Source organism: Actinomadura xylanilytica (genome assembly GCF_030283145.1).
Taxonomy (GTDB): Bacteria; Actinomycetota; Actinomycetes; order Streptosporangiales; family Streptosporangiaceae; genus Spirillospora; species Spirillospora xylanilytica.
Genome location: NZ_JASNWE010000003.1, coordinates 1,211,147 through 1,232,513, shown reverse-complemented (window position 1 = coordinate 1,232,513; position 21,367 = coordinate 1,211,147). Strand labels below are relative to the sequence as shown.

Genomic DNA, 21,367 nt, shown 5'->3' with positions numbered 1-21,367 from the left:
CCGGTCCGGCCGACGGCTCCGGCTCCGGCTGGACGGTCCGGTCACCCGGCGCCGAAGCAGAGGAAGCCGGTGACGCCGGGGGAGCGCGGGGCCGACGCCAGGGCGCGCGCGGGCCCGAGACCGGCGGCCAGCCCGGCGTGGAAGGCGTGCATGAAGCGGTGCGTCGCCGCGTCCCGTACGGGCGTCACGCTGGCGATGACCGTGGCGGCGCCGAGGGCGAGCAGCGCGCCCGCCATGCCGATCACCGCGTCGCCGCCGTCGGCCCGGCCGACGTCGCAGGCCGACAGCACCACCAGGCGCGGCGCGGCCGTCCACTCCTCCAGGTCGTGCACCATCAGCGGGCCGTCGGCCAGCCGCAGTAGCGAGAACAGGGCGTTGCCGTCGCGGAACTCGCCGTGCGCCGCCAGGTGCGCGACCGCCGCGCCGTCCAGGGCGTCGCGGACGGCCTCCGCGCGCGCCTGCGGCCCCCGCAGGGTGAGCGCCGCCGGGTAGAGGCTCCGCAGCGTCGCGATCTCGCGTTCGGCGTGCTTCAGGCCCGGTCCCGCCACCAGCACCGCCCGCCGCCCGCCGTAGTGCGAGGGGCCCGCCGCGCGCCGCCCGTCCACCCGCTGGACGCGCCACGACCGGGCCAGGCTCTGCGCGTGGAGCCAGGCGTGCGCCGAGGGGACGACCGCGAACGGCCGTCCGGCCAGGGAGGGCAGTACCGCCCACGGCAGCCCGTGCAGGGCGCCGGTCGGCGCGATGACCAGCTCCCGGCTCCGGTCGCCGAGCTCGGCCCGCAGCGGCTCGACGAGCCGTTCCTCCAGGCGCTCGCGGGCGAGGGCGAGCCCCGCCGCCGACTGCGCGTCGTCCTCGCGCTCGGCGAGCCGCCGCATCGCAAAGCGCACCGTGCCGGTCTCCCGCGCCACCGCGCCGTACGCGCCGAGGCGATGGCGGCGCGGGCGCCCGTCGCGGACGGTGACGGCGTGCAGCTCGTCGCCGACGCGGATCAGCTCCAGCAGCACCCGTTCGCCCAGCGCCGCGATGATCCCGGCCGTCCCCTGGCTCACCCACGCGGGCCCCGCCGCAGGCCGGGACCGGGTGTCGGCCCGGATCCGCGCCTCCAGCCGGACGAGCCGCTCGGACAGCGCGGCCGGCGCCCTGCCGCGCGCGGCGGCGCCGGTGTGCTCGCCGCTCAGCGTGCGCAGCTCGGCGAGCGCGGCGGCGCGGACGGGGTCGCGCGGCGGCCGGACCGCGACCGGACGGCGCGCGACCGCCCGCCGCCGCTCCTCGACCCCGAGGAGCTCGCGCGCCGAACCGGCCAGCCGCAGGCCCAGATCGGCCAGCTCCGCGCCGTGCCCGGCCGCGCGGGCGCGCAGGTCGACCGCCCCGAACACCTCCGCGTGGTCCTCGGCGACCCGTAGTCCCGCCCACACCGCCGCCCGCGCGCCCGGCCGGTCACCGCGCCCCCAGCGCTCCAGCGCGGTCGCGTGCCACGCCGCGAGACGCAGCGACGCCGGGCCCCCGGTGCCGCTCACCGGCGCCAGCAGGTGCCCGGCCGGACGGCGCAGGGTGAGCGCCGTCCGGGCGGCGATGATCCGGGCCTCCGCGGACGCCCCGGCCCAACCGCCCTCGTCGAGCCGTTCGGCCGTGGCCACCGCGGAGTGCAGCAGGATCGCCGAACGGTCGCCGGCCGCCCAGCGCGCGCGCAGCAGCAGGTGCTCGGCCAGCAGCCGCCAGCCGGTGCGGCCCTGCCGGGCGAACGCGGCGCGGGCCCGTTCGGCGGTGCCCGCGGCCCGCTGGGCGTCCCCGTCGGCCAGCTCGGCGTGCGCGAGCAGGAGCAGGCCGTCGGCGACGTCGCACCGGTAGCCGTGCGCGGTGGCGTCGGCCATCGCCCGGGTCAGCAGTTCCCGGGCCTCGTCCGGGAGACCCGCCTCGATCAGGGTCTCGGCCTGGTCGAACCGGCACTGCGCCACCCGCTCGCCGGCCAGGCCGGGCTCGGCGTCGGCGAAGAGCCGCAGCGCCCGCGGCAGGTCGCCGCGCCGCGACACCACGAACGCCAGGTTCCCCACGGCCATCGCCTTCTGATGGGGCAGCCCCGCGGCGCCGGCGACGGTGACCGCCTCGGTCAGGGTGGTCTCGGCGTCGGCGAGCGCGCCGCCGAACGCCTGCGCGAGGGCCAGGTTGGTGAGCAGCCCGCCGAGCGTCGCCGGGTCGCCGCCGCGGCGCAGCCGGGGCAGGGCCCGCGCCGCCGCCCGCCGGGCCTCGTCGAGCCGTCCGGCCCGCGCCAGCGCGCACGCCCGGTTGGCGGCCAGCCGGTCCGCGTCCGCCCCGCGCAGCACGCCCTCGGCCCGGTCGGCCTCCGCCAGCGCGGCGGGGACGTCGCCGCGCGCGGTGAGCAACCCGACCAGGGTCATCCGCGTCTGCGCGGCCCCGTACTCGTCGGCCGCGGCGAGCGCTCGCCCGAGCAGCGCGAACCCCTCGTCGAGCCGGCCCAGCTCCTTGGCCGCCAGCGCGGCGGCCCGGAGCGCCACCACCGCGTCGGCGCCCGCTCCGCCGGCCGCCAGCGCCAAGGCCCGCGGGTAGGCGCGGGCGGGGTCGGCGGCCACCTCCCGCAGCAGCGCGCTCTCATCGACGGGTCCGGTCACAGGCGGATCCAGCTCGTCACGATCGAGGTTCCGTCGGGGAGCTGGAAGTACAGGCTGAACAGGCCCTCGGGCACCCGGGGGAAGGCGAACTGGCCGGCCTCGTCGGCGCGGTCGGTGAGCTCGCCCGGCGCCGTCCCGAGCAGCCGGACGCGCACCAGCGCGGGCACGCCGGGGACGATCCGGCCGGCGATCTCCCGGTACCGGCCCGAGCCGGACACGTCGGCCTCGACGACGCGTCCTGGCGCCGCGAACGTCAGCGCGCGGAGCGCCGTCCCGCCGCCGCGGAGCCCGCCGCCGCCGGGGCGCCGCGCGCGGTCGCGGACCAGCCCGGCGACGCCCGCGCCGGGCACGCGGAGGCCGAGCGCCGACCGGCCGGCGGCCAGCACCTCGCCCGGCACCGGGTCCAGCGCGTGGAACGCGGCGCGCACCTGGGCGAACAGTTCGTCCTCGGTCATCGCGTCAGCCTCCGCGCCAGGGTGTCGAGGCACCGCGCCCGGGTGGGCCCGACGCTGCCGACCGGGATGCCCAGCGCCGCCGCGAGCGCCGCGTGGCTCGGCGCGACCGCGCACAGCCGCAGCAGATGCCGGCAGCGGTGCGGCAGCGCCTCAAGAGCGGCGGCCACCTGGCCGAGCCGCTCGCGCGCGAGGAACACCCGCTCGGGCCCGCACGCCTCACCGTCCGCCGTCCGGCCGTCCGCCGACCGCCGCACCGTGTCGGCGAGGGCGCCCGGCAGCTCGCGGCCCCGGCTCCGGGCGACGCGCAGGCTCTCGCGGCGCGCGGTGACGGCCAGCCAGCGGCCCGTCGCCGCGGGCTCGGCCAGCCCGTCGATCCGTTCGACCAGGCGCAGCCAGGTCGTCTGGACCACGTCTCCCGCATCGCTCTCGTTCAGCCCGTACGACCGGGCCACCGACCACAGCAGCCCGCTGTACCGCTCCACCAGCCGGGCCCACGCGGCGCCGTCGCCGCCACGGGCCCGGACCACCAGTTCGTCCGCGCCGTCATCCCGATCCTCCAGGGCCACCGAGTCTCCTCACGGGCCCCCGCTTGTCGATCACTTTAGGTGAGCGGACGGCTCCGATGCGCGCATGGTTACCGGTTCGCGGCCGTGCCGTGTTCAAGATCTGATGATCACGCCGAGATCGGGGAGGGTGGGCCGGTCCGCCGGATCGAGGATCCGGTCCGCCGCCTCCACGGTGGTCAGCCCCTCGGACGCCGCGAGGCCCGCGATCCGCCCCGCCACCGCGGGTGCGGCGAACGAGGTGCCGCTCCAGGTGGCGAAGCCGTCGAACCGGTCGGGGTCGATGCCGCGCACCCGGGGCCGCGGTCCGTCGAACCGCGCGAAGGCGCTGACGATGTCGACCCCGGGCGCGCAGGCGTCCACCCACCAGCCGTAGTTGGAGAACCACGCCCGGTCCTCGCCGAGCGCGTCCAGCGCCCCGACCGCGATCACCGGCTTGAGCGCGGCCGGCCAGAACGGCCGGTCGCCGGCCGTGTTCCCCGCGCACGCCACCACGACCGTGCCGCGGCCGAGTGCGGCGACCGCCCGCGCCAGCACCGGGGTCGGACGGTCGTCGAAGGTGTGGCAGCCGATCGACAGGTTCACCACGTCGGCCCCGCCCCGGGCGGCCAGCCGGGTCAGCGCCCCGACCACGCCGGCCTCGTCGCCGACGCCGTCGCCGCCGATCACCCGCCGGGCGCGCAGCACGGCCGCCGGCGCGTGCCGCAGCAGCACCCCCGCGACGAACGTTCCGTGCCCCGCCTGCGCGTCGAGCTCGAAGTCCAGGTCGGCGTCCAGGACCTCGGCCGCCTCGTCGCCCTGCTCGCGGTACCACGCGGCGTCCTCGTACCAGGGGTGCGGCGACAGGCCGGTGTCCAGGACCGCCACTGTGACGTCGCGGCGCGGCCCGTCCGCCCGCGGCGCGGGGACCGGCCCCGCCGGGCGCGGCAGGTCGGCGGGGCCGCTCCACCACATCGGCTGCCCGTGCACCAGGTGGTTGGGGGAGACGCTCAGCCGCCGGTGCCGTCCCGCGCCCGCCAGTTCGGTGGAGAGCTCGCACACGTCCACCTTGGACCGGGCGCGCAGCCGCAGCCGGGTGACACCGTCCTCGTCGTGCCGCGAGTCGTGCCAGCGCCGGACCAGGTCCTCGGCGGCGGACGCGTCCCGTTCGGCGACCAGGATCTGATCGCGCCGGATCAGCGCGGGACGCCCCGGGAGGGGCTCCACCATGGCGACGTCGTCGTGCCGGGCCAGCAGCCGCTCAAGGCGGGCCTCTTGGTCGAACATCGAACCTCTCTTTCACTCATTGTGACCATTGAGTTGCTCATCGTGCCCTATTCGGCGCGGCGCGTTCACGCGGAATGGAGAACTGCGGCGGCGCCCGCCGCCCGCGGTCCGGAGTTCCGCTTCTGGCCGGCGTTCCGAGGACGTAACGTGTCGCCCGGGGCGGTGCCCCATGGGCGCCGCGCGGTCAAGCGTTCGGCAAACCGTGCCCGCCCGGTGGTGCGACCGGTGCCGATGATGCAGAATGAGGGACGCGGACGCCGTCTTGGGGCGTACGAGGCCGTAGGGGAAGACGAGCCTCGGTACAGATCCAGGAGGTCCGGTGACCGCACGTGGCGTTTTCTACGTCCACTCCGCGCCACCTGCGCTGAGCCCGCATATCGAGTGGGCGGCGGCAGGTGTTCTCGGCGTGCCCGTTTCCCTTGAGTGGGCCGACCAGCCGGCGGCCCCCGGGACGCTGCGCGCAGAACTGCATTGGGAGGGAAAGCCCGGCACCGCCGCGGGCGTGACCTCGGCGCTGCGCAACTGGAAGCTCCTGCGCTTCGAGGCCACCGAGGACTCCACTCCCGGCAGCGACGGCGTCCGCTACAGCTTCACGCCGTCCCTGGGGGTGTTCACCGGGGTGATCGGCGCCAACGGCGACATCATGGTGCCCGAGGACCGGCTCCGCTCGGTCATGGCCAACGCCGCGGTCGGCAAGACCACCCTCGAGCACGAGCTCGACCGGCTCCTCGGCACGCCGTGGGACAACGAGCTGGAGCCCTTCCGCCGGGCCGGTGACGGCGCCCCGGTCCGCTGGCTCCACGCCGCCGTGTGAGCCGGTGACCTGCGCCCGCATAGGAGTGAGGACCGCCCGGCCGGGCGGTCCTCACTCCTATGCGGGGGCACCGCGGGATGTCGCCGTAGGCGCCGCTGCCGCCGTGCTCGTCGCCGAACGGGCGGAGGGTGTCCCCGTCGCAGAGCGCGGCGAGCCGGGCCCGCGGGTGCCGCGGATCCGGCTCGGCCTGCTTCGTGCCGGTGGCCGGGCTCAGGGCCCGGTCGTCGAGCACGGTCACGCTGGAAGCCTTTTCGGTCAGGGCGCACGCCCGACCGCGGTGGCGGTCAGAGGGCGCGCTGGAAGACGACCGACACGTTGTGCCCGCCGAAACCGAACGAGTTGTTGAGCGCCGCGGCGGGGCCGTCCGCGAGCCGGCGCGGCTCGCCGCGCACCACATCGAGGTCGACCTCGTCGTCGATGTCCTCCAGGTTGGCGGTGGCGGGCACCACGCCCTCCTGAAGGCTCAGCACGCAGAAGATCGACTCCAGCGCGCCGGCGCCGCCGAGCAGGTGCCCGGTCATCGACTTGGTCGCGCTGATCATCACCTTGGAGCTGGCCTCGGGCCCGAGCGCGGCCTTGATCGAGGCGAGCTCGGCCACGTCGCCCAGCGGGGTGGAGGTCGCGTGCGCGTTGATGTAAACGATGTCCTCGGCCTGGAGGCCGGCGTCCTGGAGCGCCCGCCGCATCGCCTTGGCCTGCCCCGAGCCGGTCGGCTCGGGCTGGACGATGTCGTAGGCGTCGCCGGAGTAGCCGCAGCCGGCGGCGATCGCGTAGACGTCGGCGCCGCGCGCGCGGGCGTGCTCCTCCGACTCCAGGATCATCACCGCGGCGCCCTCGCCGAGCACGAACCCGTCACGGTTCTTGTCGTAGGGGCGGGACGCGCGCTCGGGCTCCTCGTTGCGGGTCGACATCGCGCGCATGGCACCGAAGGAGGCCATCTGGAGGGGGTGTATGCACGACTCGGTGCCCCCGCAGATGACCATGTCGGCGCGGCCCGCGCGGATCATGTCGATGGCGTAGCCGACCGCCTCGCCGCTGGACGCGCAGGCGCTGACCAGGGCGTGCGAGCCGGCCATCGCGCCGAACTCGATGCCGACGTGCCCGGACGCGCCGTTCGGCATCAGCATCGGGACGGTGAACGGAGAGACCCGCGACCAGCCCTTCTCGCGCCAGACGTCGTAGCTGTCGAGCGCGGTGTGCAGGCCGCCGATGCCGCTGGACAGCACCACGCCGAGCCGGTCGCCGTCCGGGACGAAGCCGTCGGACTCGGCGACGGCGCCGCGCTTGGCGGCCTTGCGGTCGACGGGCGGCGCGAGGCCGGCGTCCTTCCATGCCTCGCGGGCGGCGATCAGCGCGATCGCCTGGTTGCGGTCGAGGCGCCGCAGGTGCTGCTTGGGCATCACCTCGGACGGGTCGACCGCGAGCTGCGCGGCGAACCGCACCGGCAGCTCCTCGACGCCCTCCCACTCCAGGTTGCGCACCCCGGACTTGCCGGCGAGCAGCGCGGACCAGGTCGACGGCAGGTCTCCGCCGAGCGGTGTCGTTGCTCCTATGCCTGTCACGACGACGGTGGTCTGACTCTTGCTCATGCGAGTGCTCTCCTTGCGAACTGGGGGGCCAAGGCGCGGCGCGCCACCCTCGGGCCCGGCGGGTCCCCCGGTCCGGGGGGCCGAGGCCACGGCGGCGCGCCGTACCCGCGTCTTATGCCTGGAGGTTCTGGACGAAGTTGATGACGTCCTTGACCGTCTTCAGGTTGCGCAGCTCGTCGTCGGGGATCTCGACATCGAACTTGTCCTGGGCGGCCACCGCGATCTCCACCATCGACAGCGAGTCGATGTCGAGGTCGTCGATGAAGTTCTTCTCCGGGGTGACCTCGGACTTGTCGATCCCGACGATCTCATCGATGATCTCCGCGAGACCGTCGAGAATCTGCTGCTCGGTGGCTTCTGCCATGGTGTGCTCGTCTCCTTCTTGGTTGATCCAGAGTCTTCGTGCGCAGGCGTGTGGGGCCTACGGGATCTGGATGACTTGGGCAGCGTAGGCCAGTCCGGCACCGAACCCGACCAGTAGGGCCGGTGCTCCGGACGGCACGTCGCCGCGTTCGATCATGCGGGACAGCGCGATCGGGATGGACGCCGCCGAGGTGTTGCCGGAGCGCACGATGTCGTCGGCCACGACCGCGTTGGTCGCCTTCATCCGGCGCGCGATCGACTCGATGATCCGCAGGTTGGCCTGGTGCGGCACCACGGCCGCCAGCTCCGACGGGGAGATGCCGGCCCGCTCGCACGCCTCGATCGCGACCGGCGCGATGGCGGTGGTCGCCCAGCGGAAGACCGCCTGGCCGTCCTGCCGGATGAAGGAGTGCCGGTCGTCGATGACCAGCTTGTCGGCCTTGTCGCCGGCGCTGCCCCACACCACCGGGCCGATGCCGGGGGAGTCGGTGCCGGTGACGACCGCGGCGCCGGCGCCGTCGGCGAAGATGATGCAGGTCGAGCGGTCGGTCCAGTCGACCCACTGGGACATCTTCTCGGAGCCGATGACCAGCACGTTGCGGGCGCTGCCGGCCCGTACCGCCGAGCTCGCGGTGGCGAGGGCGTAGCAGAAGCCCGCGCACGCGGCGTTCAGGTCGAACGCGCCGGGGGCGTTGATGCCGAGCCGGTGCGCGACGATGCCGGCGTGGCTCGGCATCGGGGACTCGGCCGAGCAGGTCGCCAGGATGACCAGGTCGATCTCCTCGGGGTCCAGCCCGCTGCCGGCGATGGCCTTGCCGCCGGCGTGCACGGCCAGCTCGACGATGCCCTCGTCGTCGCCGGCGATGCGGCGCTCGGCGATGCCGACGCGGCTGCGGATCCACTCGTCGGTGGTGTCGACGGTGCCGGACAGGTCGTGGTTGGTGACCACCTTGGCGGGCTGGTAGTCGCCGAACGCGAGGATGCGGGCACCGGCGGCGACCTCGGGGATGCGCAGCCGGGTGGCGGGGCGGCGGTCCGCGCTCATGCCGAGTGCGCCTTGATCAGCTCGCGCGCCTTGTCCAGGTCGTCCGGGCTCTTCAGAGCGACCAGCTCCACGCCCTTGAGCTCGCGGCGGGCCAGCCCGGCCAGGGTGCCCGCGGGCGGCAGCTCGATGATCGCGGTGACGCCCAGCCCGCTCATCGTGGCCATGCAGGCGTCCCAGCGGACCGGGGCGCTGACCTGCTCGACCAGCCGCGCCACGAAGTCGCGGCCCGAGTCGACGACGGCGCCGTCGCGGTTCTGGATGAGGGTGCGGCCGGGGTCGGCGACGGGGGCGCCGGGGGCGAGCCGGCGCAGGACGTCGACCGCGGGGGCCATGTGCTCGGTGTGGAACGCGCCGGCCACCGACAGCGGCCGGAGCCGCGCCTTCTCCGGCGGCTCCTCCTGGAAGCGGCGGAGCCGCTCGACCGTCCCGGCGGCCACCACCTGCCCGGCGCCGTTGACGTTGGCGGGGGTCAGCCCGTGCTTGTCGATGGCGGCGAGCACCTCGCCCGGGTCGCCGCCCAGCACCGCGGTCATGCCGGTCTCGGCGGCGGTGGCGGCCTCGGCCATCGCCCGGCCCCGCTCGCGGACCAGCACCAGCGCGGCCTCGGGCGACAGCACCCCGGCGATCGCGGCGGCGGCCAGCTCCCCGACGCTGTGGCCCGCCACCGCGTCGGGGCCGGAGCCGTCGGCGTACAGGGCCTCGTAGGCGGCCAGGGCGGCGGCGACCAGCAGGGGCTGCGCCACGGCGGTGTCGCGGATCTCCTCGGCGTCCGCCGTCGTCCCGTAGCGGACCAGGTCGAGCCCGGTGACCGCGGACCACCAGCCGAGGCGGTCGGTGACTCCCGGAACCTCGAGCCATGGCTTCAGGAATCCGGGGGTCTGGGCGCCCTGGCCGGGCGATGCGAGGAGAATCACAGGCACCACCCTGCCCCTAACGGGCCCCTGGTGCCGATGCTGATCAGGACGAACTTTCATCGCGGCGCTTTGTACGACCCCTACAAGGCGCCCGGCCCGGGGCGGGGTCAGAAGCGCGGCGGCCGGTCGCCGAACCGTCCGAGGACGAGCGCGATCCGGAGGGTGAAGGCGTTGCGGCCGTCGGTCGGGGCGAGCCCGGTGAGCTCGGCGACCCGGCGCAGCCGGTAGCGCACCGTGTTGGGGTGGACGAACAGCAGCCGGGCGGTGGCCTCCAGCGAGGAGCCCTGCTCCAGGTAGGTGGCCAGGGTGTCGAGCAGCGGGGCGCCGGCCGCGAGCATCGGGTTGTAGACCTGCTCGACCAGGTAGCGGCGGGCCTCGTCGTCGCCGTCGAGGGCCCGCTCGGGCAGCAGCTCGGTCGCCGGGACGGGGCGCGGCGCGTCCGGCCAGCCCGCGGCGGCGCGGAGCCCGGCGAGCGCGGCCCGCGCGGAGCCGGTCGAGTCGTACAGGTCGCCGACCTGCGGGCCGACCACCACCGGGCCGGGACCGCACTTGGCGGCGATCGGCCGGGCCGCCGCCATCGGGTCGGCCTCGCCGCCGACGATCACCACCACCCGGTGCCCCTGCACGCCGGCCAGCACGTCGGCGCGGGCGCGGCGGGCGGCGAGCTGCATCTGGTCGATGGTGACCTCGGGGTCCTCGTCCTCGGGGGTGTACCCGGCGATCACGGTGACCGGCTTGGACGTCCAGCCGAGCGCGGCGGCCCACGAGTGCATGCCGTCGTCGACCTCGCCGCGCAGCACCGCGTTGACGACCAGGGCCTCCAGCCGGGCGTCCCACGCCGCGCGGGTCTCGGCGGCCTGCGCGTAGACCTGCGCGGCGCCGAACGCCACGTCGCGGGTGTAGCGCAGGATCGCCTCGCGGAGCTGCGCCTCGCCGCCGGGGGCGGCCAGGTCGTCCAGCCGGGCCTCCACCACGTCGATGATCACCCGGACCATGTCGATGGTGTGCTTGAGCTTGATCGAGCGCATCAGCTCGCGCGGGGCGGTGCCGAACACCTCGCCGGCGATGGCTGGCCGGGTCTGCTCGGCGCACTTGAACCACTCGACGAACGCGGCGATGCCCGCCTGGGCGACCAGGCCGATCCAGGAGCGCTGGTCGGCGGGCATCCGCCGGAACCAGGGGAGCTGCTCCTCCATGCTGGTCAGCGCCGCGGTGCCGAACGTGCCCATGGCCTTCTCCAGGCGCCGGGTCGTCTGCGCGCGGATGGCGGCCTCGCTCGGGGTGTCCACCTCCCCAGAGTGCCACCACCCCGGTGATGACCCGTCCCGGCGACCGCGGGGAGGTGGCCTCCGCCGGTGCCGGGACTGTCCGGTAGCGGCCACCGTCCGAACGGAGAACGTGCAGGTCAGAGCGGTATTGTGGGGGCGGTCAGGCCCGGGTCACCGACTCCGGGCGGCCCAGCGCGATGTCGGTGAGGTTGCGCAGCGAGGGCGAGCCGGGCGCGAGGTAGTCGCTGTGCCCGCCGGGGCCGGCGTCGAAGACGCGCGCCCCGAACCGGCCCGAGACCGGGTCGGGGCCGAGCCCCAGCCCGAAGATCCGCACGTGCGGGACGTCCTCCATCCAGTCGGTGCCGCCCCGGCCCGCCCACACCCGGGCCGCGCCGAGCGCCGAGGCCGACCAAGCGGTCGTTCCCGGGCTGCCGAACAGCGCGATGTCGGTGACCCTCCGCCACGCGGCGCCGCCGGTGGTGGAACCGGCGGCCCGGCCGCACACCACCGACCCGTAGCTGTGGCACAGCAGGCCGATCCGGGCGGCGGGGTTGACCCGGTGCACGCCGCTGACGAAGCGGTGCAGCGCCACCGCGCCCTGCCCGGCGCGCTCGTCGGTGAGGACGTCGCTGCTGAGCGTCTTGGGCGCCGCGTACCCGAGCCAGGCCACCACGGCCAGCCCCGGGCGCGGGGTGATCCGGGACGCCTCGGTGTACACCGCGCGGGCCCCGCCGCCCGGCGTGGACCAGGGCTTGCCGGGCCGCTGGTCGAACGAGCCCAGCGTGGTGTCGGCCCCCGGCACGAGCAGCGCCACCCGGCGCGCGCTGGCGAGGTCGCCGATGACCTCGACGGCCTGCCCGCGCCCGCGCGGGTCGAAGTCGAGGAACCGGCGCCCCGGCCGCAGGAACGCGCCGAGCGTCCGGGCCCGGCCGGTGTCGCCCACGCCGTGCGCCGTCCTGAGCGCCTGCTCGATCGACCGGCGCTCGGTCGCGTACCGGGCGTCCAGGGTGGACGGGGTCATCGAGGGGGCCGGGAACGGCGCCGCGTACGGGTCGGCGTGGCCGGTCCCCGCGGTCGTCAGCAGCACGCCCGAGATGGTGACCGTGCAGGCCAGCGCGCGGCGCAGCCGTCGCCGGGCGCGCGGCGGCGAGGTCGTCCGGGGATGCGGCGGCATGATCCGTCTTTCCTACAGGATGTCGGTGGTCGCTTCGAACATCGGGTGATCACCTGCGTGTTCCGGCGGCGGACCCGGGCCGCCGCCGGAGCGTCCCCTGATGAGACGGCCGAACCCGGCCCCGGGTTGGGGCGGGTTCACCTGTTTCGCCTCCGGGGACGTTCGAACCGTCCGGCCGCCGGCACCAGCGCGGCCAGCGCGAGGGCGAAGACCGGCAGCCACATCAGCCGCTCCAGGAGCCAGACCGGCCGGCCGGGCGCGGAGTGGAGCCCCGGGAGCGGGCCGGCCGCGAGGAAGGTCCCGACGGTGACCGCCATCATCGCGGTCTGGTGCCACAAGAAGATCGTCATCGCGGACAGGTTGGCCATGGCCACCGCCGCCCAGACGCGCGGGCGCCGCGTCCAGCGGGTCAGCGGACGGTACAGCAGCAGCGCCAGCCCCGTCTGCGCGAGCCCGAAGGCCACGGCCGCGAGCGTGGGCGGGTTGAGGTTGGAGACGGCCGCCCCCGGAACGCCGACCATGCTCGCCGGATAGCCCGCGAACAGGACCAGCGCGCAGGTGGCGGACGCGCCCCCGAGAAGCAGGGCGAGGCCCGTACGGCGAGCGGCCAGGGCACCGTTCGCCCAGGCGATGCCCAGGTAGAACGGGACCAGCCAGCCGGTGAGGACCGTGGCCCAGCCGATCCATTCCGGCGCGTCGAGCGCGAACCGTCCCAGGTCGATGGCCGCGGTCACCGCCACGAGCACCGCCGCGCCCCAGAGCCCGAGCCGGTTCCAGAGGGCGACGATGGCGGGCGTGTACGCGGTGAGCACCCCGTACACGCCCAGGAACCACAGCGGGCTGAGCACCAGCTTCACCAGCGTGTGCAGGCCGTTCGAGGAGAACCCGGCCCACGCCAGCGCCGCCGCCGCGGGGATCCAGGCGATCAGCAGGACGGGCACCGGGCGCGCCAGCCGCGTCATCCGGTGCCGCAGCCGGGCGCCCCACGGCACGCCGGGACGCGTCCCCTTCGCCGCCGTGTAGCCGCCGACGAGGAAGAAGACCGCCAGGGTCTGGAGGACCCACGAGACCGGGGTGAGCGAGGGCAGCGCCGCGAGCGGGCTGGTCACCCGCAGGTCGGTGCCCGCCGCCGGGACGAACGCGGTGACCAGCCAGTGGCCGAGCACCACGCCGAGGATCGCGAACGCGCGCAGGGCGTCGATGGCACGGTCGCGTCCCGGCGGGGTAGCGGCGTCGATGCGGGCCGCCCGTCCGGCCGGTGCCGCCTGTCCGGCCGGTGCCGCCGGGACGCGGGACAGGCCGGGCGCCCCGGGCGCCCGCGCGGGGGTGGGGGCGGAGACTGGGAGGGGCCGCTTCGCGTCAAGCATGGGTGACCTCCGGGCCACGGCCCAGCGCGATCAGGGCGAGGTTGCGGAGCGGGAGGCTTCCCGGCTTCAGGTAGGCGCTGTGCGGGCCCGTCCCGGCGTCGAACCGGGCGGCGCCGAACGCGGGCGAGACCGGGTCGCGGCCGAACCCGATCCCGGCGAGGCGGAGCTTGGGCACGAACCTCGTCCAGTCGCCGCTCGAACGGCCCGCCCACACGTGCGCGCCCGTCTTCAGCTCGGCGGCGCTGCCGAAGGTAGTGCCGGGACTGCCGTAGAGGGCGATCTCGTCCACCGGCAGCCCGTCCAGGCGGCCCGCGGTCTTGGCGCAGACCACCGAGCCGTAGCTGTGGCACAGCAGCCCGAACCGGGCGCGGCCGTTGACGCGGTGCAGCCCGGTGACGAGGCGGTGCAGCTCGTGCGCGCCCACGGTGGCCTCGCCGGAGGTGACCACGCCGGCGCTCCGCGTCGACGGGGACGCGTAGCCGAGCCAGGCGATCACCGCGAGGCGGGTGCCGGGCGCCGCCGTCCCAGCCTGCCGGTAGAGGGCGCGGCTCCCGCCGCCGGCCCACTTCCACGAGTCGAAGTTGGTCAGCAGGCCGTCGGCGCCGGGGACCACGACCGCGATCCGGTCGGCGCGCTCCAGGTCGCCGATGACCTCGACGGCCCGGCCGTTGCTGCGCGCGTCGAAGGACAGGAACCGGCGGCCGGGGCCGAGGAAGGCCGACAGCGCGCGGGCCCGGCCGCCGTCGTGGACGCCCTCGGCGGTGGCGCGGGCCGTGTCGATGTCGTGCCGTGCCGCCGCGTAGCGGGCGCCGAGGGTCGCCGCCGACAGTTCCGGGACGGGGGACGGCGCCGCGTAGACCTCCGGCCCGTTGGTCGCCGCCGTCGTCGCGCCCACCACGGCCAGGACCGCGAAGGTGGCCGCGACCCTGCGGGCGCGGCGCGGGCGGCTCCGGGGGGTGGGGCTGCGCATCGGGGGCGTCCTTCCTGGTCAGCGAGTTGAGCACTGACTAGGAAGGTAGAAATCGAACGCTGTAGCGGGCATCGGCCGACGGTCGTGTCTTCGCGTTCACCCCGAGGTACCCCGGGCCCCCTACCGGGGAGGGACGCGCGGCGTCCGCGCACCCCACCCGGGTACCGTTCGGCCCGAACGGCGGGCGGTTGCGGGTGGTCAGTCGCCGGGGCGGACCAGCCCCACCTCGTAGGCGTAGACGATCGCCTGCGGGCGGTCGCGCAGGCCCAGCTTCATCAGGATCCGGCCGAAGTGCGTCTTGACGGTCTGCTCGGCGATGACCAGCTCGCCCGCGATCTCGCCGTTGGACAGCCCGCGGGCGACCAGGTTCAGCACCTCGGCCTCCCGCTCGGTCAGCTCCGCCAGCCGCCGCCGGGACGGGGCCCGCGGGGCGCCGAGCCGGGAGAACTCCGCGATCAGCCGCTTGGTGATCGAGGGCGCCAGCAGCGCGTCGCCCGCCGCGACCACCCGGACGGCGTCGGCGAGCTCGCCCGCGGACGCGTCCTTGAGCAGGAAGCCGGACGCGCCCGCGCGCAGCGCCTCGTACACGTAGTCGTCGAGGTCGAAGGTGGTCAGCATCAGCACCTTCGGCCGGTCGCCGCCGGACGGTTCGGGGCCGGACGGTTCGGGGCCTTCGTCCGACAGCAGCCGGCGGGTGGCGTCCAGCCCGTTCAGCACCGGCATCCGCACGTCCATCAGGACCACGTCGGGCCGCAGCTCGGCGATGCGGCGCAGGCCCTCCTCGCCGTTCTCGGCCTCGCCGACGACCTCGATGTCGGGCTGCGCGTTCAGCAGCACCCCGAAGCCGGTCCGCACCATTCCCTGATCGTCGACGATCACCACCCTGATGGTCACGTGCTCTTCCCCTCGGGCAGCGTGGCGGTCACGGTGAATCCCCCCTCCGGTGTGGGCCCGGCGATCAGCTCGCCGCCGAGCATGACGGCCCGCTCGCGCATGCCGACCAGGCCGTGCCCGCCGCCGGGGGGCGAGGGGGTGGGGCGGTGGCCGTCGCCCGGGGGCCCGTTGGCGACCTTCAGCCGCAGTATGCCGCCGTCGCGGCCCGCCTCGACCAGCACGCGCGAGCCGGGGGCGTGCCGCATGGCGTTGCTGAGCGCCTCCTGAAGGATCCGGTACGCGGTGAGGCCGACGCCGGGCGGCAGCGCGGCCAGGTCGCCGTCCAGGCGGGTGGTGACGTCCAGGCCGGTGCCGCGCGCCCCGGCGACCAGCTCGTCCAGGCGTTCCAGGCTGGGCTGCGGCGCGGTCTCGGCGCCGTCCTCCGAACGCAGGACGCCGAGGATGCGCCGCATCTCGGTGAGCGCGTCCAGCGCGGTCGCGCGGATCTCGGCCAGGTCCTTGCGGGTCTCGGCCGGCACGTCGGCGACCTTGTAGGGCGCGGCCTCCGCCTGGATCGCGATCATCGACATGTGGTGCGCGACGACGTCGTGCAGCTCGCGGGCGATGCGCTGCCGTTCGGTCAGGACCGCCTCGGCGTCCTGGTGCCGCTTCTTCTGCTCGGCCAGCTCGCGCCGGGCCGTCTGCCGCAGCCGCACCGCGTAGCCGGTCGCCAGCGGCAGCAGGAGCAGCACCGTGGCGCCGGGGCCGGTCGGGGGGTTCTTGATCCAGACCGCGGCGAAGGACAGCAGTGCGACGCCGAGCGTGATGTCGCGCGAGCAGCGCACCGCGACCGTGAAGAGGCACGCGATGGCGACGAACGCGCCCGCCGGGATGTAGGGCACCGACAGCCAGCCGTGCGTGTCGACCAGTGCCATCGCGAGGAAGCTCAGCCGCCATGCCGCGAGGGGGTGCATGTCGCGCAGCGCCAGCGGCACGGTCACGGCCGCCGCATACAGCAGCGCGGTCGAGCCGGGCACCAGCAGCCCGCGCCTGCTCCCCTCGGTGATCAGCAGGGAGTACGAGCCCGCCAGGAGCGCCACCGTCAGGCCGAGGCCGAACAGGTTGACCACCGGCCCGTACGGGAGCCGGCCGACGCCGATCCAGCGCGTCCAGCGCAGCCCCAGCGGCCACGGACGGTTCGGCGGGACGGGCTCGGCCCGGCCCGTCACCGCGGCGGCGAGGACGCCGCGCAGCACCCAGGCCAGCCGCGACCCGTCGTCCTGGACCTCCGCCGCGCTCATGTCCCCAGGCTAGAGGCGCCGTGGCCGGTCCGGATGCGACCGGAGTGCGACCTACCCGTCATACCTGGGTACGGTCTGGCCGTGGACCCCGTCGAGGCATTGCGCCGGATCGCCTTCCTGCTCGAGCGCGCGCAGGAGCCCTCCTACCGGGTGAGCGCCTTCCGCAAGGCCGCCCGCCTCGTCGAGCGGGCCGGTCCCGGCGAGATCGACGGCCGCGTCCAGGACGGGACGCTGACCGGTCTGCCCGGCATCGGGAAGGTCACCGCGCTGGTGATCGAGGAGGCGTCCCGCGGCGAGACGCCCGTCTACCTGCGGCGGCTCGAGGCCACCGAGGGGGAGCCGGTGGACGAGGCGTCGGCCGCGCTGCGCTCGGCCCTGCGCGGCGACCTGCACACGCACAGCGACTGGTCCGACGGCGGTTCGCCGATCAGGGAGATGGCCGAGACGGCCCGCTCGCTCGGCCACGAGTACATCGCGCTGACCGACCACTCACCCCGCCTCACCGTCGCCAACGGCCTGTCCGCCGACCGGCTGCGCCGCCAGCTCGACGTCGTCGCCGAGCTGAACGAGGAGCTCGCGCCGTTCCGGGTGCTGACCGGGATCGAGGTCGACATCCTGGACGACGGCGCGCTCGACCAGGCCCCGGACCTGCTGGACCGGCTCGACGTCGTGGTCGCCAGCGTGCATTCCAAGCTGCGGATGGACCGGGTCGCGATGACCCGGCGGCTGGTCGCGGCGGTCGCCGACCCCCGGGTGGACGTGCTCGGCCACGTCACCGGGCGGATCGTCAAGGCGGGCGGGCGCCGGGGCGGGCTGCGGCCCGAGTCGGAGTTCGACGCCGCGCTGGTGTTCGACGCCTGCGCCGCCTACGGCGTCGCCGTGGAGATCAACTCCAGGCCGGAGCGGCTCGACCCGCCCAAGCGCCTGCTCCGGCTGGCGGTCGAGGCGGGCTGCCGGTTCGCGATCGACTCCGACGCGCACGCCCCCGGCCAGCTCGACTGGCAGCCGAACGGCTGCGAGCGCGCGGCCCGCTGCGGCGTGGACGCCGGCCGGGTGGTCAACACGCTCCCAGCCGACGACCTGCTCGCCTGGCTGTGTTTCTGAGCTCGGCCCGGTGTCCTCGCCTAGGGCGCGGACGCCGACCGTGCTTGGGCGAGCGCGACATCGCTTCGCGATCCGGCCGGTGCGGCTCGCCTCCGGCTTCGCCTCACCGGCCAGGTAGCGCGCTCGCGCGACGGCTGGGCACGTTGGACAGGTCCTGGTTTCGGCCCCCGTCCGCCCCCGCGCTAGAGGAGGCCGTTCCACATCTGCTCGACGACTAGGGGCCACCAGTGCTCCTCGCCGTTGAACGCCGCCGGGTCGACGGCGGCGAGCTGGGCCTGGAGCCGTTCCACGATCTCGCCCGCGGTGTACGGGTCGCACCCGCGCATCCGCTGCCGCCCGCGCGTCAGCAGCGCCAGCGAGCGGGCGAACGAGGCGGTGTCGGCGTTGACGAACCGGGTCGAGCCGTAGTCGGGGTCGATCGCCCAGACCCCGCCCAGCGCGTGCGGGGGACCGGAGGTCATCAGCCCGATCACGCAGTGCCCGTCGCCCCCCAGCGTCGCCAGCGACTCCAGCCGCCGGAGCGCGTCCGCCGGCAGCGGGCTGCGGCGCGCGCGCAGGCGTTCGGGCACCGGCACGACCGACCACGCCTGGAACAGGTAGGGCACCTTCGCCGGGAGCCCCGCCGAGGTCAGCGTCACCTCCGGGCCCTGCCCGACGCCCGCGCGCTCCAGCTCGTCAGGGTGGTAGCGCTGCACCTGGTCGTGCCCGAACGTGGCGGTCAGCACCTGGCCCAGCTGCGCGCCGTCCACCGGCGGCGCCGGCGGCACGTTCGGCGGCAGCGGCGCGGGACGGGCCGAGGGCGGGGCGGGCTGCCCGGTGAGCCGGGCCATCAAGGCGGCCTGCTCGGCGCCCGCCGCGACGGAGGTGGCGCGCTCCTTCCGGGTGTCGCCGTAGGGACGTCCGAACGAGAACTCGGCCCTGGGGAAGCCGAACCCCCTCACCTGCGGCTCGCAGTAGCAGCCGGGCAGGCGGCAGAGCTGAAGGTCGGAGTGGACGGCCGACACGTTCGCGGACGGGACGCCGAGCCGTTGCAGCTCCTCCCACACCTGCCAGAACGGCGTCGGCCGCCCCGAACCCGAGATCTTCGTGAGGTAGACCTCTTCGCCCTGGCCGTCCCGGTAGGTGACCGTGAGGGTGTTCCCGGCCCCCACCGCCGGCCGGTCCGCCGGCGCGTGGCCGGCACCGTGACTGCCGTCGTACATCCGTGTTGCCCCTCACTGTGCGCGGCGGGGGACGACCGTCCCCATATCCGGTCCGCCCGAGAGTCTGGCAGGTGCCCGGGACAGCGACGGGATCGTTCCATCCAAACCCGGCGTGCCCGGGACGCCCTCCCGCAGCACCCCCGTCGCCCGCCGTTTCCCGGGCCCGGATTAGCGTGGGGGCCCGCCGTATCAAGGAGGACCGATGACCGAGATCGGGCACCGTTACGTCGAGTCCGCCAGTGGATTGCGCATGCACGTCGCCGAGGCCGGCGAGGGGCCCCTGGTCCTGCTGCTGCACGGCTTCCCTGAGTGCTGGTACTCCTGGCGGCACCAGCTCCTCGCGCTCGCCGACGCGGGCTTCCACGCGGTCGCGCCCGACCAGCGCGGCTACGCGCGCACGGGCGGGCCCGAGGCGGCCGACCAGTACTCGATCCTGCACCTGGCCGGCGACGCCGTCGGGCTCATCGACGCGCTCGGCGAGGAGACCGCCGTGGTCGCCGGGCACGACTGGGGCGCGCCGGTCGCCTGGGCCACCGCCCAGTTCCGTCCCGACAAGGTGCGCGGCGTGATCGGGCTGTCGGTGCCGCACCGGCCGCGCTCGTCCGGACCGCCGGTCGAGGCGATGCGCACGATGCTCGGCGACGGCTTCTACATGGTCCACTTCCAGCGTCCGGACGTCCCCGAGGCCGAGCTCGGCCGCGACCCCGAGGCCACGTTCCGCCGGATGCTGTACGCGGGGTCCGGCGACGGGCCCGGCCTGGTGCCGATCGTCCCCGAGGGCGGCGGGTTCCTCGACGTGTGCGCGGAGCCGGACGCGCTGCCCGGCTGGCTGACCGAGGACGACATCGCCGCTTTCGCCGCCGAGTACCGCGAGAGCGGCTTCGCCGGCCCGCTCAACTGGTACCGCAACCTCGACCGCAACTGGGCGCTCACCGCCGCCTGGCACCGCGCGCCGATCACCCCGCCGGCGCTCTTCGTGGCGGGCGACCGCGACCTGGTCGTCACCGCGCCCGGCGCGCTGGAGGGCATCGAGCGGATGGCCGACCTCGTGCCCGGCCTGCGCGAGGTCGTCTGGCTGCCGGGCTGCGGCCACTGGACGCAGCAGGAGCGTCCCGCCGAGGTCAACGACGCGATGATCGCCTTCCTCGCCACCCTCTGACCGGGCCTGGCGAGCCGGGCCGGGCACCGGACCGGGGCCGGGCGGATTGTCGGAGGCGGGGCGTACGGTCGCGGCGTGAACCGTACCGACCGGCTGTACGCCCTGGTGGAGGAGCTGCGCGCCTGCGCCCCGCGCCGGGTCAGCGCCCGGGAGCTGGCCGCGCGGTACGAGGTCAGTGTCCGGACGATCGAACGCGACATCGGCGCGCTCCAGCAGGGCGGGGTGCCGATCTTCGCCGACGTGGGCCGGACCGGCGGCTACACCCTCGACAAGAGCCGGACGCTGCCGCCGCTCAACTTCACCCCGGCCGAGGCGGTCGCGGTCGCGGTGGCGCTCGGCCGGGCCGAGGGCTCGCCGTTCTCGCGCTCGGCCCGCACCGCGCTGCACAAGATCGTCGCGGCGATGTCGGCGGCCGACAGCGCCTCGGCCCGCGAGCTGGCCGCCCGCATCCGCCTCGTCGCCCCGGCCGGGGCGGGCGGCCCGGCCGCGGTGCCGCCGCTCCCGGTGCCCGCCGTGCTGGAGGAGGCGATGTGGGCCCGCCGCGTGGTGCGGCTCAGCTACGTCGACCGGTACGGCGCCGAGACGCGGCGCGACGTCGAGCCGGTCGCGTTCACCGGATCCAGCCGCGACTGGTACCTGCTCGGCTGGTGCCGCCTGCGCGACGAGGCCCGGGTGTTCCGCACCGACCGGGTTGTCCGGGCCGCGCTCCTCGACGAGCCCGCGCCCGAGCGCGACGTCGACGCGATGGGGACCGCCCCGCCCGACTATGTGGCGCGCCCCCTCGAGTTCGTCTGACCCCCTCGGAAGTCCGGCGGAAACACCGACACAGGGTTGTCGCGCACATGTTCGAGAGTCGTGCCGTACGGCGCACCCGGCCGTACGGCCACCACGACCACGACCGCGGAGAACGACATGAGCGCACCGGCGTACGACACCGTCAACTGGTTCCAGATCGGCACCGACCACTCCGAGGCCGCGCAGAGCTTCTACGGCGGGCTGTTCGGCTGGAAGTTCACCCTGGACTCCGCCGACGGCGGCTACGACCTGATCAGGTACCCCGGCGCCGACGCCCCGAGCGGCGGCATCGCGCACACCAAGGGGGGCGACGAGAACCACGCCACGTTCCTGGTGATCGTCCGGGACGTCGCCGCCGCGTGCGCCGAGGCCGAGAGGCTCGGGGGCGAGGTGCTGATGCCCGCGACGATCGCGCCGAGCGGGCTGGTCTTCGCCTACCTGACCGACCCGTCCGGCAACCAGTTCGGCGTCTACACGCCTCCGGCGCCCCCGGCCTGACCCCGGGGACGCGAAAGGGG

Annotated in this window: 20 protein-coding genes; 5 read left to right on the top strand and 15 right to left on the bottom strand. The window is 75.5% G+C overall.

Annotated elements, in window-relative coordinates:
- Positions 1–41 precede the first annotated feature (41 nt).
- The 4 genes from QP090_RS23250 to QP090_RS23235 form a co-directional block, all read right to left on the bottom strand.
- The gene (locus tag QP090_RS23250; protein ID WP_285941245.1) at positions 42–2,627 is read right to left on the bottom strand and encodes a CHAT domain-containing protein; all 2,586 of its coding nucleotides are present in this window, start codon (positions 2,625–2,627) and stop codon (positions 42–44) included.
- A complete protein-coding gene (locus QP090_RS23245) occupies positions 2,624–3,082 on the bottom strand; it encodes a hypothetical protein (protein WP_285941244.1) in 459 nt (152 codons plus the stop codon). Before QP090_RS23245 ends, QP090_RS23250 begins: the two co-directional genes overlap by 4 nt.
- Positions 3,079–3,648 (bottom strand): RNA polymerase sigma factor, encoded by a 570-nt coding sequence (locus QP090_RS23240; protein ID WP_285941243.1) that lies wholly within the window; start codon positions 3,646–3,648, stop codon positions 3,079–3,081. The genes QP090_RS23245 and QP090_RS23240 overlap by 4 nt, the downstream gene beginning before the upstream one ends.
- Before the next feature lie 93 nt (positions 3,649–3,741).
- Positions 3,742–4,911: a S8 family peptidase gene (locus tag QP090_RS23235; RefSeq protein WP_285941242.1), complete on the bottom strand. Its 1,170-nt coding sequence runs from the start codon at positions 4,909–4,911 to the stop codon at positions 3,742–3,744.
- A 319-nt stretch (positions 4,912–5,230) separates the two neighbouring features.
- Between QP090_RS23235 and QP090_RS23230 the strand changes: the two genes are divergently transcribed.
- Positions 5,231–5,725: a DUF3145 domain-containing protein gene (locus tag QP090_RS23230; protein WP_285941241.1), complete on the top strand. Its 495-nt coding sequence runs from the start codon at positions 5,231–5,233 to the stop codon at positions 5,723–5,725.
- 284 nt (positions 5,726–6,009) lie between these two features.
- Here the strand turns inward: QP090_RS23230 and fabF are convergent, their stop codons facing one another.
- The 10 genes from fabF to QP090_RS23180 all read right to left on the bottom strand — a co-directional run bounded on the left by fabF (position 6,010) and on the right by QP090_RS23180 (position 16,589).
- Positions 6,010–7,314 (bottom strand): beta-ketoacyl-ACP synthase II, encoded by a 1,305-nt coding sequence (gene fabF / locus QP090_RS23225; protein ID WP_285941240.1) that lies wholly within the window; start codon positions 7,312–7,314, stop codon positions 6,010–6,012.
- 112 nt (positions 7,315–7,426) lie between these two features.
- Entirely contained in the window at positions 7,427–7,678 is a 252-nt protein-coding gene (locus QP090_RS23220) for an acyl carrier protein (protein ID WP_285941239.1), read from the bottom strand.
- A gap of 57 nt (positions 7,679–7,735) precedes the next feature.
- Positions 7,736–8,722, bottom strand: a complete 987-nt coding sequence (locus QP090_RS23215) for a beta-ketoacyl-ACP synthase III (RefSeq protein WP_285941238.1) — start codon at positions 8,720–8,722, stop codon at positions 7,736–7,738.
- A complete protein-coding gene (locus QP090_RS23210; RefSeq protein WP_285941237.1) occupies positions 8,719–9,636 on the bottom strand; it encodes an ACP S-malonyltransferase in 918 nt (305 codons plus the stop codon). Before QP090_RS23210 ends, QP090_RS23215 begins: the two co-directional genes overlap by 4 nt.
- A 107-nt stretch (positions 9,637–9,743) precedes the next feature.
- Positions 9,744–10,925 (bottom strand): PucR family transcriptional regulator, encoded by a 1,182-nt coding sequence (locus QP090_RS23205; protein WP_285941236.1) that lies wholly within the window; start codon positions 10,923–10,925, stop codon positions 9,744–9,746.
- 139 nt (positions 10,926–11,064) lie between these two features.
- Positions 11,065–12,078: an alpha/beta hydrolase gene (locus QP090_RS23200; RefSeq protein WP_285941235.1), complete on the bottom strand. Its 1,014-nt coding sequence runs from the start codon at positions 12,076–12,078 to the stop codon at positions 11,065–11,067.
- Between the two features lie 137 nt (positions 12,079–12,215).
- A complete protein-coding gene (locus tag QP090_RS23195) occupies positions 12,216–13,445 on the bottom strand; it encodes an acyltransferase family protein (RefSeq protein ID WP_285941234.1) in 1,230 nt (409 codons plus the stop codon).
- Positions 13,438–14,415: an alpha/beta hydrolase gene (locus QP090_RS23190; RefSeq protein WP_285941233.1), complete on the bottom strand. Its 978-nt coding sequence runs from the start codon at positions 14,413–14,415 to the stop codon at positions 13,438–13,440. Before QP090_RS23190 ends, QP090_RS23195 begins: the two co-directional genes overlap by 8 nt.
- A 198-nt stretch (positions 14,416–14,613) precedes the next feature.
- The gene (locus QP090_RS23185; protein ID WP_285941232.1) at positions 14,614–15,309 is read right to left on the bottom strand and encodes a response regulator; all 696 of its coding nucleotides are present in this window, start codon (positions 15,307–15,309) and stop codon (positions 14,614–14,616) included.
- Positions 15,306–16,589 carry a sensor histidine kinase gene (locus tag QP090_RS23180; RefSeq protein ID WP_285941231.1) on the bottom strand — a complete coding sequence of 428 codons (1,284 nt, stop codon included), beginning with the start codon at positions 16,587–16,589 and terminating at the stop codon, positions 15,306–15,308. Before QP090_RS23180 ends, QP090_RS23185 begins: the two co-directional genes overlap by 4 nt.
- Before the next feature lie 81 nt (positions 16,590–16,670).
- On the opposite strand from QP090_RS23180, the gene QP090_RS23175 reads away from it, so the two are divergent.
- Complete coding sequence (locus QP090_RS23175; RefSeq protein ID WP_285941230.1) at positions 16,671–17,693, top strand: PHP domain-containing protein; 1,023 nt, start codon at positions 16,671–16,673, stop codon at positions 17,691–17,693.
- Positions 17,694–17,875: 182 nt separating this feature from the next.
- On the opposite strand, the gene QP090_RS23170 is transcribed toward QP090_RS23175, so the two are convergent.
- Positions 17,876–18,895 (bottom strand): SUKH-4 family immunity protein, encoded by a 1,020-nt coding sequence (locus QP090_RS23170; protein WP_285941229.1) that lies wholly within the window; start codon positions 18,893–18,895, stop codon positions 17,876–17,878.
- A gap of 202 nt (positions 18,896–19,097) precedes the next feature.
- Here QP090_RS23170 and QP090_RS23165 point away from each other — a divergent pair, with 202 nt between their 5' ends.
- The 3 genes from QP090_RS23165 to QP090_RS23150 all read left to right on the top strand — a co-directional run bounded on the left by QP090_RS23165 (position 19,098) and on the right by QP090_RS23150 (position 21,347).
- Positions 19,098–20,054, top strand: coding sequence for an alpha/beta fold hydrolase (locus QP090_RS23165; RefSeq protein ID WP_285941228.1), 957 nt, complete (start codon positions 19,098–19,100; stop codon positions 20,052–20,054).
- A gap of 75 nt (positions 20,055–20,129) precedes the next feature.
- Positions 20,130–20,849 (top strand): helix-turn-helix transcriptional regulator, encoded by a 720-nt coding sequence (locus QP090_RS23155; protein ID WP_285941227.1) that lies wholly within the window; start codon positions 20,130–20,132, stop codon positions 20,847–20,849.
- Positions 20,850–20,966: 117 nt separating this feature from the next.
- Positions 20,967–21,347, top strand: a complete 381-nt coding sequence (locus QP090_RS23150; protein WP_285941226.1) for a VOC family protein — start codon at positions 20,967–20,969, stop codon at positions 21,345–21,347.
- Positions 21,348–21,367 lie beyond the last annotated feature (20 nt).

Bases quoted from the DNA above. Each gene is read 5' to 3' on its own strand.
- QP090_RS23245 (WP_285941244.1), bottom strand. From the start codon at position 3,082: ATGACCGAGGACGAACTGTTCGCCCAGGTGCGCGCCGCGTTCCACGCG.
- QP090_RS23190 (WP_285941233.1), bottom strand. From the start codon at position 14,415: ATGCGCAGCCCCACCCCCCGGAGCCGCCCGCGCCGCGCCCGCAGGGTC.
- QP090_RS23150 (WP_285941226.1), top strand. From the start codon at position 20,967: ATGAGCGCACCGGCGTACGACACCGTCAACTGGTTCCAGATCGGCACC.
- QP090_RS23195 (WP_285941234.1), bottom strand. From the start codon at position 13,445: ATGCTTGACGCGAAGCGGCCCCTCCCAGTCTCCGCCCCCACCCCCGCG.
- QP090_RS23165 (WP_285941228.1), top strand. From the start codon at position 19,098: ATGACCGAGATCGGGCACCGTTACGTCGAGTCCGCCAGTGGATTGCGC.
- fabF (WP_285941240.1), bottom strand. From the start codon at position 7,314: ATGAGCAAGAGTCAGACCACCGTCGTCGTGACAGGCATAGGAGCAACG.
- QP090_RS23170 (WP_285941229.1), bottom strand. From the start codon at position 18,895: ATGTACGACGGCAGTCACGGTGCCGGCCACGCGCCGGCGGACCGGCCG.
- QP090_RS23215 (WP_285941238.1), bottom strand. From the start codon at position 8,722: ATGAGCGCGGACCGCCGCCCCGCCACCCGGCTGCGCATCCCCGAGGTC.
- QP090_RS23220 (WP_285941239.1), bottom strand. From the start codon at position 7,678: ATGGCAGAAGCCACCGAGCAGCAGATTCTCGACGGTCTCGCGGAGATC.
- QP090_RS23180 (WP_285941231.1), bottom strand. From the start codon at position 16,589: ATGAGCGCGGCGGAGGTCCAGGACGACGGGTCGCGGCTGGCCTGGGTG.
- QP090_RS23235 (WP_285941242.1), bottom strand. From the start codon at position 4,911: ATGTTCGACCAAGAGGCCCGCCTTGAGCGGCTGCTGGCCCGGCACGAC.
- QP090_RS23200 (WP_285941235.1), bottom strand. From the start codon at position 12,078: ATGCCGCCGCATCCCCGGACGACCTCGCCGCCGCGCGCCCGGCGACGG.